Here is a 14377-nt window from a genome sequence, read left to right on the forward strand (position 1 = left end):
CGGTCCCGGTCTTCGACGCGTGCAATCAGTTGCGTGGCGAGCGCACGCAACTGTTCCGGGCTAAGAGTGTTGAGGTCGGCGGGCAGATCCATGCAGACGAGTCTGCCAGAACCCCGGAGAGCGCGAAGGCGCGACCGTATACGTACCGAACGTCCTCAAACGACACGGATCACACCGTCCGCGCCGATGCGCTGCCATGGCAAACCCACCACCAGACCGGCAAGTTGTTCCTGCGTGAGCGCATGCTGCTTTGGTTCGCTACCCGCGCGCGGCCATGCGAACTGCCCCTGATTCAGCCGTCGCGCTGCCAGCCAGATGCCAATCCCATCGTGAACCAGCACCTTCAGGCGGTTGGCTCGCCGGTTGGCAAACAGGTAAGCATGGTGCGGATGCGCAGCGCCGAACACGGTGATCACCCGACCCAGTGCCGTATCGAAGCCGGCCCGCATATCCAGCGGGTCAACTGCCAGCCACACCTGATCAATGCGGATCATGCGAGCCACTCGCGCAGCCAGGCGGCGCACTGCGCTGCCTCTGAGGTCGGCCAGCTAACCGTTATCGACAGGTCCACGCGACGCACCTCGACGCGAATTTCAGTTGTACGCGTGTTTCGCGTCTCAAGAGCGAGCGGTACAAATTCCGGTGCCGGCGCCGCTACCAATGGCGCTGCCATGTCGCTACGGGCCACCAGCACACAATCATTCGTTTCGGCCTGCTCGACCCAACGTCGAAGCAGATTCGCGTTCAGCTTGTGGTGCAATGCGATGGCCGCGAGCGATGCCCCGGGCCCCTGGCAAGCTGCCACTACCTGAGCCTTGAACTCGACACTGTAGCGCCGGCGTCGTCGACGGCTAGGTGCCGCTGCTTCTTCAATAGTGTTCACGTGTCCACCTATTTAAGTGAACACGATGCTCCCAAGACTTTCACCGTGACTCAAGATGGGATGACCGGGCGCTTACTTTGGCCCACTTCCTTGTGCGTACCTGCGTTGACAGGCTCGCGGGAGACGGTCAGCACACGATCTCCAAAGCCATGCAGCATGGTTCAGGTCAAGGGGCTCCACCGCGTCGAGCTTCGCGACGCGAAAGGCCGTCCGATGACCGCGACGCTCGAACTGCGCTACCAGCCTATGACCGTTCTGCCGCCCATCGGCAAGCAGAACCGTTACCGTGCGCTACAGCTAACAGTCCTGCACGCACAGGAACGCGATCCGCCGCCCGGGCGTGCCCGCATCGAATGGAAGCTGATCACCAACCTGCCGGTCCGCTCTCGTGCAGAGGCAATCGAAAAGCTCGACTGGTACGCAATGCGCTGGAAGATCGAGACCTTCCACAAAATCCTGAAATCGGGCTGCAAAGCCGAGGAGTCCCGGCTTCGTACAGCCGAGCGGCTAACGAATCTGATCGCAATCTTCTGCATTCTGAGCTGGCGCATATTCTGGATTACCATGCTCGGCCGATCGGCGCCGCAGGCCGGCGCCGAACTCGCGTTCACGCACACCGAAATCGAACTGCTTGAACACATCGTTCACGATACGCCCCACAACGCGCAAGCTCCGCCGCTCGTGCGCAACGTTATCAGGCTCGCTCAGCTCGGGGGTTACCTTGCGCGCGCCAACGACCCTCCGCCGGGCAATACCGTAATGTGGCGCGGGATGCGACGTCTGACAGACATCCAGATCGGCTATAAGCTTGCGCTAAAAAGAAGTGGGTAATTGCAAGCTTGAGTTGGCGCTTACTATGCCTTGTGTATGCCCAACTGTGGCCGGGCATTCGTGTGTCGTTGTGCGGACGGCATGAATGCTCGTTTTGGCCCCCCGCCTCCTTCGCAGGCACCGGTCCGTAGCCGAGAATCGTCCAGGATCGCATCGGGCAGCGCCTCCGGCAAATGAAAATAGCACCGCTCTTTCAGACGAGATCGCGTTTCCCTATAACCGTCGCAGTAATTTGCTTAGAAGTAGTCGTTGGTTGGCCCTGGCTGATGAATGTTCTCTCGTGGCGCGCCTGACAACAACCGCACCACACCGCACACCTCGACATGGCCAAAAATTTCGTCCTCTACCTATCGAGACTATCGGTGTTCCAGAAGTGATTTCCACCAGCGAACTGACTTTCCGTAAGGATATCTCGTCACTCCGGTAAGTCGAAGGCAAGACCATCGGCTACCCTCCGAACTCGACGGCACAATACGCGCTGGACGCGGCCATCAGGGTATACGGGCTTGACCGCAGCAAAATCATACCAGTACCTCTTGCGCCTAGTGAAATTGTCGCAGCATGGAAGGGCGGCGACATCGACGGCGCCGATGCCTGGGATCCTGCAAGTCAACAGCTTGTCGCCAACGGTGGGCTTAAGATCTTTCCACAAAAGACTGCAGAAAGACGGATACCTCATCTATAACAACTTCGTTATCCGTAGGGTTTCTGCGGAAAAATACCCGTAGATTGTGGCGACCTTCCTGTAGACCTATGGGCTACACGGCGGAGAGGACTAGAAGCTTCGCATCGTCCATCGGCTTTACTGCTGCGCCGCCGTCAGGAAATTCATGCATCGATGCAACAACCTGGAATTTAATGTCGCGATTAACACGCAAAGTCATATCAATACCACCGAACCGCACGGCTGATGACGATAACAGGGAAGCGATGACCGTGATAAAGCGGTTTTGTCTTCTTCATTACGTCATTCTACGGCCCCATTCCATTAACCTGACAGAGCCGGGAGGCCTTGTCGATCTGCCGCATTTCACTGTATAGAATAACCATAGCGATAAGACCCGCTGCCATATCGGCAGCCGCTACCGAGAACAAAAGGCCGTCTTGCCCATAAGCGTGCTGCAGCAAGGCCATCAGGGGCATCAGAAACAAGCCATGCCGCAGTACCGCTACAAGCGTTGCCCAGACTGCGTTGCCCTTGGCCTGCATGAAAAGCAGGCACACCTGTTGCACCCCTAACACCGGCAACGCACAATGGAATAGCAAGATCGCGCGGCTGCCAATCTCTATCGTCGCCGACTCGTGCGCAAACCAGCCGATGATGGTTCTCGCTTGCCACACGACCCAGCCGGCATAGACTCCGGCGAACGTTAGCGCGACGGCAACCATAGCCCGAACCGCTTGCGCCACCCGTGTCCAGTTACCTGCGCCGACATTAAACCCAACAACCGACTGCGCCCCGCTGCACAGTCCATACAGCGGAAGTGCTGCCAGCATCGCCAAGCGGCTGGCCAAACCTATCGCCGCCACCGATGCCTCACCGTAGCGAGCAGCGAACCCATTGAGCATGGACATGGCCGCTACCGCGAGCAGCGTATTGAGCGCTGGCGGAATGCCGATGCGGGCGATGCTCGCCAGCCGGCACCCGCAGCGTCCCACCGATGGCCACGATAAGACGATGGCTCCGTGCCTGCCCGCGAAATGTCGCCAATACAAAGTTAAGCCGCACAACTGGGCCAGAAACGTTGCGATGCCAGCCCCTTCGATGCCCAGCCCGAACCAGAAAATCATCACCGGGTCGAGTGCCGCGTTCATTGCGAAGGATGAAACTTGGGTCGTCATGCTGAGCACGGTATTGCCATCCGCTCTCACGATGAAACCACAGACCATATTGAATACCACTGCCACATAGCCCAACAGCAGCCAATGAAGATAAGCCACCGCCAGTGGCAAAATCGATGGTCCAGCGCCTAGCCATGTCAGCAAAGTTGGAGCCAACTGCCAGCCCGCGATAGCCGTTATGCCAGCAATTACCATCGCAGACGATAACGCGTGCGATGCATAATCGTTGGCAGAGTGATCGTCGGCACGTCCCAGGCTTCGAGCAATCAACGAGGCGGCCCCTGCACCGAAGATCTGGCCTATTGCCGTGATGCACATTGCAAATGGGAACGACAATGCCATCGCCGCGAGTGCTGCTGTTCCGAGCCGCCCCACGAAATAGGCGTTGAGCAACTGATAAGCGGCACTGACAGTGACGCCAATGACGGACGGAAGAGCCAGCCGCAGGATCAGTGGCAACAGTCGATCGTGGGCCATTGACTGCATCCGTGATGCCGCAACTGCTGGCGTGTTCATACTGTGGCCCCGTCCTTCACGCTTGTTGCGTCCACATCTTCCTGATTGTCCCTAAGCCATCCGGCATAAGCCGCGAGACAATGCAGCAACTGACGTCCCAGCATATTCGTCTCCTCTGCGGAAAAGCAAGGCAACGCACAATGCATCTGGATACGAAGTTTACCGTCCACATTATCGATATCTAACCGCAACGTGTGATGGAGGTTGGGCCCCATCCCATCACCCGTCCAGATCGTCGGTTGAGCAAGGCCGAGCAGCATGCGCGTACGAAGATTATCTAACACAGCGCGATAGTTGACGACAACACGCGGCCAGTCGAAATCCACCAATGCCTTCGCCTGATCATCCGGCAGCAGATACGCAGCCGCCCGTAGCCCAATGCCATGGATCCGTGCCGAATTGCGCTGACGACGCACCGCTTTCAGACGTTCCGCCACACTGAGTCGCCCCTCACAAATGATGGCCAGCGGGACAAGTTCCGCGGTAAAGCCCATAACTGTCGACAGATCCTGACCCGGCAGGATAGGCGTGCGCAGCATGTCCATGCTGTCCAGAAACAGCCCTCGTCGCTGGTTGCCCCGTCCTGCCACCTCCGCCAAGGCGCACAGGATGACGTCGAACGCGTCAAAGCCGTGCCGGTCCGGATGCAGATCGAGCAGAATCTTTGTCGATTCCGCATCCAGATCCAGATAGCGAATCCCCTTGTGCGCGCACAAGGCCTCGAAAGCAGCATCACTGTGCATCTGCCCAGTGTGGAGCATCTCGAACAAGCGCCGGCTGGAATCAGCGCCACTATCGACTGGCTCAACCTCGAAGACTGTTGCACCATCCTCACGCAGCAGTTCCCATGGCCGGCTTCGCCAATAAGCAATGTTGCTGTCCAACGAACCGCTCACATGTTCGCGCAGCGCCTTCACCCATCGATTCACCTGCGCGCGGCCACTGAATGCGGGATCCGGTGCTTGGTCATGCTCTATCGCCAGATAGTAGCGTTCTACTTCGTCCAGCAGCAGCCGGAACCCATAGCCGTCGACCAGGAAATGATGAATTATGATAAAAATCCATCTGTGCGGCCGCCCACCGACCTCCGCCTCGATCAATTGGAAACGCGACATCCAGGTACGACCATCGAACCGGAATGCATATTGCGCTTTCTCAGCGATACCAGATACCTCTCGCGTGCAATCCCCGAGCTCTGAGTACGAGCCCAATGCAACTCGCTCCAGATGCAACGCTCCGACTCCGGTATGGAAGCGTAGATCCGCGTCATCTCGAGAGATCCTGGTGCGCAACAGTGGGTAGTCTTTCGCCAACCTAACGATAGCGGACTCCAATATGGCCGGATCCAAACGGCAGCTATCGTCCTGCCAGATCGCGCACATGTTGAAATGCTCGTCTAAACCCATGCGCCGATTCATGAAGCGTATCGTAGGCGTTACTTCCACTCCACCGTCGATTTCGCCATCGTGGTGCACCAGTTCGCCGGAGCGGGCATCGATCAGCCCAGCCAATTCGCGTAACACTGGATAATCGTACAACTCGCTGACAGAAAAGCGGATTTCCATCCTGGCCGCCCGCGCCACACAGCGCACGCTCAGCATAGAGGTACCACCCAGTGAGAAGAAATGCGCGTCCGCACCAATCGTCGACATACCAAGCACTTCCTGCCAAACCGCGGCCAGTGCATGCTCGGTCGCGGTAACCAGCGGCGCGAATACGCCCACCGCGGTTTGCCGTGGCAACGGCAAGCGGGAACGGTCCAGTTTACCGCCCGGCAGCTTAGGCAAAGCCCGCAAGCGAACAAATGAACGGGGAATAGTATGGGGCAACAGCGAATGACGGAGCATTTGTCGGAACCCATCCTCTGTTGACGGCAGCTTCGCCTCCGTGCCCACCACGTAGGCAGTCAACAGCGGCTCGCCATCCGCAGCGCGGTGCAAATGCACCGCGGCCTCCTCGACCCCAGGACATTTTCCCAAGACGTGAGAAATCTCATCCAGTTCAACGCGCAAGCCATGGATCTTGATTTGGTTGTCACGCCTTCCGAGGAACTCCAAGCGGCCGTCGTCGCGGTGGCGCCCCAAATCGCCAGTGCGATAAGCCACAGTTCCGAAAGGCTGTAACTCTGGCACCGGATTAGCAACAAATCGCTCGGCTGTCAACTCCCTGCTGTCGTGATAGCCATTCGCCAGGCAGTCACCCGTCACCAGGATCTCCCCCACCGCACCTTGAACCACCGGCCGCAACCTGTCATCTACGACGGCTATGCCGACATTGGCCACCGGCTTACCGATCGGGACAGTTCGTTCATCAGCGCCCACTTCGCACACCTCCCCCCAAGCGGCGTTCGAGCTACACTCCGAGGAGCCGTAAAAGTTGAACAAACGGGCCTGCGGGAAAGCCTCGAGAAAGCGCCGAGCCAACTCCGGTGGCAACGCCTCAGCGCTTGAGGTGACCAGCCGCAAATCTGAAACCGACCGTCCGTCTGTCAATTGTGCCGTCAAAATGCCGGTGATCAACGGTGGCGAGCACAGCAGATGCGTTACCCGGTAACGATCTAGCTGCAATAGCAGCAGGGATGGATCTTGCAGTTCTTGCTGACTCAGCAGCAAACTAGGAACGCCTTGTAAGAGTGGCCCGAAGATTTCCCATTGACTGGCAACCAGCGCCGCCGACTTCTGCACTACGCAGGCATCGCCTGCCTGGAAGGGGAATTGCCCCCACATCCAGTGCAAACGATTTAGGCATGCTGTAGCGGGAACCACAACGCCCTTCGGTTTTCCCGTAGAACCAGATGTGTAGACGATCTGCAGCACTTCATGCGAACAAGATGGGGAAGGGGCGGCATCTGTTTCCTCATTGCCGCATGCAACTTTCTCCGACGGCAGTAAAACTAGCCCTCTGTCACGAAATGCTTCCCGCTGCAACGGCGTGGCAACGAAGGCCTTGGGGGCGACATCTTTAGCAATCTCAAGTATGCGACTTATCGGATAATTTGCCCCGATCACCGAGTAGGTTGCGTGCAGCTTAATCGCAGCTAGAATAACGATCAACGCGTTAATGCCGCGGTCAATGCCAAGCAGCACCCTGTCGCCGGCACCAACACCGGAGGCTGCGAGTCTGTTAGCAAAACGGTTGGCCGCAGTATCCAACTCCGCGTACGAAATGCGACCGCGCTCCCAGAAATAAGCAGTATCCACTGGCGACATTTTGGCACGCGCTTCGAACATTTCGCGTAGTGTACTAGCGCCCGTATAAGCGAGCCGTCCTCCGTTGTAACGCTTAAGAAAAGCCTTTTCAGCTGGGTGCCGCAGATCCAGCTCTGCAAGCGGCGCCGCCGGCGCCGCAATGATCATCTGAATAATTTGCTGCAGGTTGAGCAGCATTCTGGAAACGAGCTCGTCGGAGAACAGCTCAGTGCAATAGGACATCTGCAGATAGATGCCGTCCCCCTCTTCCTGACAGTAAAGAGTGAGATCGTACTTGGTATAACCGTTTTCCAATTCGCGTGCGACAATTGACACATCGTGCTGCCCCTCAGAAATCAGCTCTGCCTTCTCCGAATACATGTTGAACATCACCTGGAATACGGGAGAAAAATTGCTTCCACGTACCACGTCAACTGTTTCCAACATCCGACTGAATGGATATGCCGCGTTGAAGGCAGCACCGATGACAGTTTGCTGCGTCGTGGCCAGATGTTCGATGAATGACTTGTCAGGATCCATCTTCGCCCTTAGCGGCAACATGTTTAGGAAGAACCCCAGCAGGTGTTCCGTACCTGACTGTTCGCGTACTACATTCGGAGTGCCGACGATGATATCGTCCTGTCCGCTGTACTCTCTCAATAAAAGGTAAAAAGTCGTCAGTAACACGCTGAAAAGCGTGGTGCGATTGTCCGCAGCGAGTTCGCGAAGTCTGGACGCCGCGAGAGCCGGAATTTGTATGGCGTGTGACTTACCGGTGTAACGCATCCGCCTCGGACGAGGCTTATCGGAAGGCAGGGTCAGCACCGGCAACTCACCCGACAGCTGTTGTGCCCAGTACGAGCGCTGTCGCGCCCAGCAGTCCGATCGAAACTGCTCAGACTCCCATTTAGCGAAATCCGCGAACGAAATTTCGGCTTTGAGACCGTCCTCTGAACTGACTCCCGCCTGGTAAAATTCACGCAGTTTGCGCACCATCACCGAAAGCGACCACGCGTCCATAATGATTTCATGCGTCGTAAAGATGACAACATGCCGGTCGGAGCTCTCTCGTACTAGTAGTGCGCGATACAGTGTGCCTGCGGCGAGATCAAAGGCCGGTTGAAACTCGCTCGCCTTCAGTTCAGCCAACCTGGAGGCAGGATGGTCGCCGCAAAGGTCTATAAAGCGCAAACGACCCTTCGGCGGTGAATCGAAGGTCAAATATGGATTGCCGCTCTTTTCGACGAATCGGATGCGCAGTGTGTCGAAGTACTGCACCACCGCATCCCAAGCCCGACTAAAGCGATCTCGATCAAGCTCTCCGCAGCATTCGAGCGCCGTTTGCAAGGTATAGTTGGATGCTGTTGGATCAAGCTTCCACAAAAACCATAAGTGTTTTTGAATGTGACTGGCCGGAGCCTCTCCGCCCTCATCACGGCGACTGACGACAATGGCGGGGAGCGACTCATGCCCATCCTCTTTCTCGGCCAGGAGTTCGGTCAACTCATCTATTGTGCAATGGTACAGTTCAACCACAGAAACTTCGCAGGCGAATTCGCTCCGAATACGGTTGATCGCAAGCATGGCGCGCAGCGAGTCACCGCCCATCAGCAAAAAGTTGTCGTTTCGCCCCAGCCGGTCTAGATGCAGTATCTCGGCTAAGAGCCTGCACAACCGAACCTGAAGACCGTCAGCGGGCTCCAGATATTTCACATCGGACAAAGGACGCAAATTTTCTGGAGAAGGCAATTGGTTGTAGTCAAGTTTGCCATTGGCGTTTAATGGTAATTTCGCCAGCTCGAAGAAAAGATCAGGCAGCATGTAGTCAGGCAACTGACACGACATGTGTTCGCGTAAAGCGCTCCGTGTAACCTCCTCTCGAAGCTTGACGAAAGCCACGAGGCGCGGAAGTCTTTCCGCTTCCCCTGGACTAGTCAGTGTTTCCCTTGCCGTCAGTTTCACCCGATTGTCAGCGGGATAATGCACCACTACGGCCGCGGCCTCGACGGCAGTATGTAACCCCAACAAACCTTCCACTTCGTTAAGCTCAATACGGTAGCCACGCAGCTTGACCTGGCGATCTGCTCTTCCGAGACACTCCAGCAAGCCATCCTCACGCAGCCTCACGAGATCACCAGTCTTGTATAATCGATCATATCCGCGCTTATCGCTGAAAGGGTTAGCCACAAAAGCCTGCTCCGTACGCGCGTCGTCGTTAATGTAACCACGCGCAACGCCAACGCCGGCTACACAAAGTTCGCCTACGTCACCTGACGCAACAAGCGTCAGCGCCGCAGCATCTGGCCTGACCACATAGATTTCCAGATTGCCTATCGGTTTCCCGATCGGCATAAATGCCTGACCTTCCGCCGGAGAGTTAGAGATCAGTGCATGCGTGACACCGTCGGCACATTCGGTTGGTCCATAATGGTTGAGGATGGGAATAGACGGGTACATCGCCAGCCAGCGTCGGCATACGTCGGGCGGCAATGCCTCTCCGACGGTGGAAATCCTGCGCAGCGCCGGCAGCGCGCGTGCATCGATCAATTCGACTTCGGCCACAAACGAGCGTAGTAGCGACGGCACAAATTGAATGACTGATACTTGGGATTCGCGCAACTCAAGCAGCAGCCTCGACGGATCGCATACGACGTCTCTATTAATGATCCGCGTGCACGCCCCCACTTGCAGCGCCGCCATAAACTGCCACAGAGAAATGTCAAAACAGTGCGATGCGGTCTGCGCCACCTGATCAGCTTTACTGATCTCCAGATCGTGTACTTTAGCGTGCAAGTGATTGATCAAGCTCCGCTGTTCAATCATTACGCCCTTTGGGTGACCGGTGGTACCCGAAGTGAAAATGACGTAGGCAAGATCACTACCTTTGCCTCTGGGCCCGGCAAAGGCTGCGCTCGATTCTTGCGCCTCCTCAATATCAAGAAGCACTAGTTCCGGTCTGGTTGTCTGCAAGTATGCCGCCTGTTCGAAGCAGTTACGGGCGGTCAGCAGCAGGCAGCATTTACTCTTCTCCAGCATGTAATCCAAACGTTCCGCTGGATACTGGCCATCAAGCGGCATATAGGTACCGCGAATCTTAAAAACGGCAAGCATCGCAGCCAATAAATCAATTCCTCGCTCCATCAACACGCCGATGACGGGCGCCTCGCGGCCACAGCGCTCGGTCAGCGCCATTGCGATGCGGTTGGACTGCTCATCAAGCTCCCGATACGTTACCGACTCGCTGCCATGCCTCGCTGCTATATGTTGCGGATAACGCCGTGCCGCTTCACAAAAGTAGTCCACTGCCAATAGTTTTTTCATTTAAACCTCACTCACTCGCCTAAGTGCTTGAATTAACCGACCCTATACTAAAAGCAGCTCTCTCGGCGGGCGACCGCGCAAGTATCCGTGGAATGATCGCCGAAAGGTTCATTGCGTTTGGGTTGGATAACAGGCTAACTGGCAATCTTAAGATATTGAAAATCACATCTTCTTCGCATTCTGTACGTATTCAATATTTTGATATCTATTCACTTGGGCGTGTCACTTGCTCTGCTAAATTGAACCGCATTTTCATGCGGTCACCAATGCAACGGCCAAGATCACTGGTTACCATTAAAATCCGTACCTATAACTGCGAAAGATGCGGCTGGCGCAGGCACGTCACTACTCGCCCGCGTCGCGTAACGGCGCTATATCGCGCCAGCCCCGCAGTTCTTCCCGATCCTCTGAGAGCGAGTTCCTGGCACGCTTCCGAAACGGCCACGCAGCGCTCACTGGCAAAAAAAACAGTATCGCGCTCGTAATGAAGGCTTTCGGATCATCGGAAAACAAGCGAGCAATCGTGGGAGACCACACAGTGCGTGATCTGTTCATCGTTAAAGTAACCGTCCTCAATCACAATCACGACCTGAACTCAAGCAAGCGATTTCAGGTGAAGAAGGGAAATATGCAATAAGTTCGCAGCAAGAAATTCACTTGATACAGGTTTCGAACTGTATGCTGCAATATAAAAACCATGGTAAAGCGCCCGAAGAATTGAAGGATGATTCGGCACTCGACGCTCCTGCAGCATAAGTTCAGAAGTATTCAACAGTCACATCATGGGTTAGGAGGTGCGACGAACTCTGCTGGTCGTCCTGACCGTCGCGTTGATGTCGGTCCTCCATGCTGCTCACTTCGCCGCACAGCTTCATTCTGTGCAGAGCCCTTGTATCTTTCTTTGTGAGATACATCGTTCGTCGGATTGCACAGCAACGCAGGAAAAAACTTCCTGCTCAGGGAACGGAATGGAACTGATGATCCAGAGCGCCGGTTCGTTAATAACGCGTAGCGCGGCACCTTGAGTGGACGCGGCAATAGAATGTCGACGATCATTTTTTGCAGATCTTGTCTGTGGTTCGTGAGGCTTTGGTGTGGTGTTCACGCTTCGTTACCTCCAGCTTCAATTTCCCCGCGACAGCAGATGCAATAGTTGAGCCAACGCCACGACACACCTGAGAGATATCTCAACACATTGCTGATCGGGATGATTGATGGGCACTTACCCTCCAAAACGCTTGCGGGATCTTCCGGCAAATATCATTTGTGGGATTTGCTGTGTTGCATATCCGACAATGTTGGATGTGCAACACCACGGATTGCCGCGACGAGGGGCGACCAAAGCGGCGAACTTACTGACGAGTGCATCAAATAGTGCATAGTTGGCTACGCGGCATACCGAACGTGCTTTTCCTTGGACAGTTTCCGGATCACGTGAGGCTCTCTTTTGCCGACGATGCAGATGCGCGTTAATGGAATGGGCGCGCCCCCCCACCCAGCGGCATGGATGTGCCAAATCTGGATCCACCCCATCTTTGCAACCCTGATTTTTTCGATGGCGAGTTGGCTTGCCCAAATCTATTCGGCGTCGTTTTGGGGATCGCTCCCCGCGCCTCGAGCGGGCAGGACGAGCAGGCGCCTGACATTTTTGTTGCTCCGCCGGCTGATCCTGAGAAGATTGGTCTTGCCGCCCGTACTGTATTGCCGCGGAACGAGCCCAACCGATGCCGCAAAATCGCAACTGCATCCGTACCGTTTTGCGTCGCCCATTTTCGCGGCCAACGCGCTTGCGGTGACCGGGCTCCCCAAATACGTTTCGATCCACTACACGGAGCGTCTGGCCGAAACCGGCGTCGAATCGGCAGTCGACACAGTTGGCAATTCGTACGACAACGCACTGGCCGAGACAATCAACGGGCTGTATAAAGCGGAGCTGATTCATCGGCGCGGCCCGTGGCGCAGGCAGCAAGCTGTCGACCTGGCAACGCTTGAATGGGTCGACTGGTTCAACATTCGTAGGCTGTTCGGCCCGATCGGCGACATCCCGCCGGCGGAAGCCGAGCAAGCTTACTATCGGCAGTTTCAGAACGTCGCCAAGGCGGCTTGACTCAGCCATGCTTGCGCACCTTCCACTCGCCTTCGCCATAGACCTTGGCCCGGTACTGTCGAGCACAAGGTGCAAGGAGTCTTTGGGCGTTGTGCCGGCACCGCGACCTTCAGCGTCTGTGTGCCTCGACGTCGTGTAGTTCGGCACGGGCAGGCTCGGGAAAGCAAGTTTGCGCAGACTCTGGGCGAAGCCTTGTAGTGCTCGCAGCGGCAGAAGAAAGACCTGCTTGAGTTCCAGCAGCATCTGCATGAGCGCATCCGCATAGACGCATCGGTGGCCCCGAGTGCGCGCACCTTGGATTCCGGTGCTGCAGCGAAAAGATCAGGGTCAATCCACATCGTTACATCCCCTCGAGCAATGGGTGACAATGGCGGCTGTCGTCGTGCAATGTCAAATAGAGGAGCGCGAGGACGGCGTCGTCAATCGCTGGTGTGGCATGTTCATCGCGGTATCGTTTGGACCCGTGCGCAAAACCGTTCACGACTCGACAGAATTTCATCGGCCGACTTGCGCCAGACGAAACGCACTCACAACCTGTTTCAGGAAAAGCATGTCCATATTTTGCCGCCTGAAAAACGATGCACTATTCGATGAACTGGTCAGTAACATCCATTCGGAGCAGTTCGGCTCGGGCTTGGGCACTTCTGTTCCTCGCGCGGCATAATCGCACAGGAACTGCCTGTTACCGTCACTAACAGAGTGGATTGATTCAGTTGTGGCGATCACTAACCTGGGATCGTGGCAAGGAGCTGTCCGATCACGCCCGCTTCACTATCGAGTCCGGCGTGAAGGTATTCTTCGCCGACCCGCACAGCCCATGGCAGCGCGGTACGAACGAAAACACCAATGGCCTTCTACGACAATACTTTCCAAAGGGCACAGACCTGTCCCGGTGGTGTGCTCGAGAGATCCAAGCCGTTGCTAACATATTGAATACCAGGCCCCGGAAAACGCTCGGCTGGAAGACGCCTGCGGAAGCGCTGGACGAGTACCTAAAATCTGTTCAACAATCCAGTGTTGCGACGACCGGTTGAATTCGCCCCGACTGCCACGGTCCGAGTGGTGCAGCGCGCCGGGCGCGGGCTTCCGGCGAAACCATGCCATCGTCAGCACGTCGGTCACAATGTCGGCCGTCATGCGCGGCTTGATGGACCAACCCACGACTTCTCGATTGAACAGCTCCAGCACGACCGCCAGATACAGCCAGCCCTCGTCGGTCCAGATATACGTGATGTCCGAACTGAACACCTGATTCGGCGCAGCCGGCGCGAACTCGCGGTTCAACAGGTTCGGCGCGACGGGCAGCTTGTGCCGGGAATCAGTCGTGACGCGGTAGCGGCGTTTGTGGCGTGCCCGGATACCGTTCTTGCTCATCAAACGCTCCACGCGTGCCTTGCTGGCCGGAAACCCGCGTGCGCGAATCTCCTCGGTCATGCGTGGCGAGCCGTAGGCGCCCTTGACCTCGGCATGAATCGACCGAATCAGCGTAAGCAGTTGCGTGTCGGTCAACCGTTTCCGCTCGGGCGTGCCGCCGCGCTTCCAGGCACGATCGCCGTTCACGCTGTCATCTTCCGCCATATAGGGGCCACCGGGCTTCCGGCATAAAGGAGCCGGGACGTTTTCGGCATAAAGGAGCCACTTCGTTTCCGGCATATAGGAGCCAGTTGGCTTTCGGCATAAGGAGCCAGG

General features: G+C 56.5%; 6 protein-coding genes and 5 pseudogenes. 4 read left to right on the plus strand and 7 right to left on the minus strand.

Annotated elements, in window-relative coordinates; translation table 11 throughout:
- Positions 1-155: 155 nt before the first annotated feature.
- Together tnpB and tnpA are read right to left on the minus strand one after the other, a co-directional pair.
- Positions 156-494, minus strand: a complete 339-nt coding sequence (gene tnpB, locus ACLFKU_RS40260; protein WP_176112030.1) for an IS66 family insertion sequence element accessory protein TnpB — start codon at positions 492-494, stop codon at positions 156-158.
- A complete protein-coding gene (gene tnpA, locus ACLFKU_RS40265; protein WP_410852933.1) occupies positions 491-883 on the minus strand; it encodes an IS66-like element accessory protein TnpA in 393 nt (130 codons plus the stop codon). Before tnpA ends, tnpB begins: the two co-directional genes overlap by 4 nt.
- A gap of 156 nt (positions 884-1039) precedes the next feature.
- Here tnpA and ACLFKU_RS40270 point away from each other — a divergent pair, with 156 nt between their 5' ends.
- Both ACLFKU_RS40270 and ACLFKU_RS40275 read left to right on the plus strand, forming a co-directional pair.
- Positions 1040-1714, plus strand: a complete 675-nt coding sequence (locus tag ACLFKU_RS40270; RefSeq protein WP_410852934.1) for an IS4 family transposase — start codon at positions 1040-1042, stop codon at positions 1712-1714.
- Between the two features lie 490 nt (positions 1715-2204).
- Positions 2205-2399: a hypothetical protein gene (locus tag ACLFKU_RS40275; RefSeq protein WP_410852937.1), complete on the plus strand. Its 195-nt coding sequence runs from the start codon at positions 2205-2207 to the stop codon at positions 2397-2399.
- Between the two features lie 287 nt (positions 2400-2686).
- Here ACLFKU_RS40275 and ACLFKU_RS40280 read toward each other — a convergent pair whose 3' ends face one another.
- The 3 genes and pseudogenes from ACLFKU_RS40280 to ACLFKU_RS40290 all read right to left on the minus strand — a co-directional run.
- A complete protein-coding gene (locus tag ACLFKU_RS40280; RefSeq protein WP_410852935.1) occupies positions 2687-4033 on the minus strand; it encodes an MATE family efflux transporter in 1347 nt (448 codons plus the stop codon).
- A gap of 35 nt (positions 4034-4068) precedes the next feature.
- On the minus strand, positions 4069-10581 hold the full coding sequence (locus tag ACLFKU_RS40285; protein WP_410852936.1) for an amino acid adenylation domain-containing protein: 6513 nt from the start codon (positions 10579-10581) through the stop codon (positions 4069-4071).
- 1614 nt (positions 10582-12195) lie between these two features.
- Positions 12196-12381 (minus strand): annotated as a pseudogene (locus tag ACLFKU_RS40290) (transposase); the annotation flags it as partial.
- A 7-nt stretch (positions 12382-12388) separates the two neighbouring features.
- On the opposite strand from ACLFKU_RS40290, the pseudogene ACLFKU_RS40295 reads away from it, so the two are divergent.
- Positions 12389-12688: pseudogene (locus tag ACLFKU_RS40295) on the plus strand (integrase core domain-containing protein); the annotation flags it as partial.
- Positions 12689-12692: 4 nt separating this feature from the next.
- Here the strand turns inward: ACLFKU_RS40295 and ACLFKU_RS40300 are convergent.
- A pseudogene (locus ACLFKU_RS40300) lies at positions 12693-13047 on the minus strand (transposase); the annotation flags it as partial.
- A gap of 351 nt (positions 13048-13398) precedes the next feature.
- On the opposite strand from ACLFKU_RS40300, the pseudogene ACLFKU_RS40305 reads away from it, so the two are divergent.
- Positions 13399-13722: pseudogene (locus ACLFKU_RS40305) on the plus strand (IS30 family transposase); the annotation flags it as partial.
- Positions 13723-13729: 7 nt separating this feature from the next.
- Here the strand turns inward: ACLFKU_RS40305 and ACLFKU_RS40310 are convergent.
- Positions 13730-14251 (minus strand): annotated as a pseudogene (locus ACLFKU_RS40310) (IS3 family transposase); the annotation flags it as partial.
- Between the last annotated feature and the right edge of the window lie 126 nt (positions 14252-14377).

The organism is Paraburkholderia sp. EG304 (assembly GCF_046543485.1).
In the GTDB taxonomy this organism is placed as follows: Bacteria; Pseudomonadota; Gammaproteobacteria; order Burkholderiales; family Burkholderiaceae; genus Paraburkholderia; species Paraburkholderia youngii.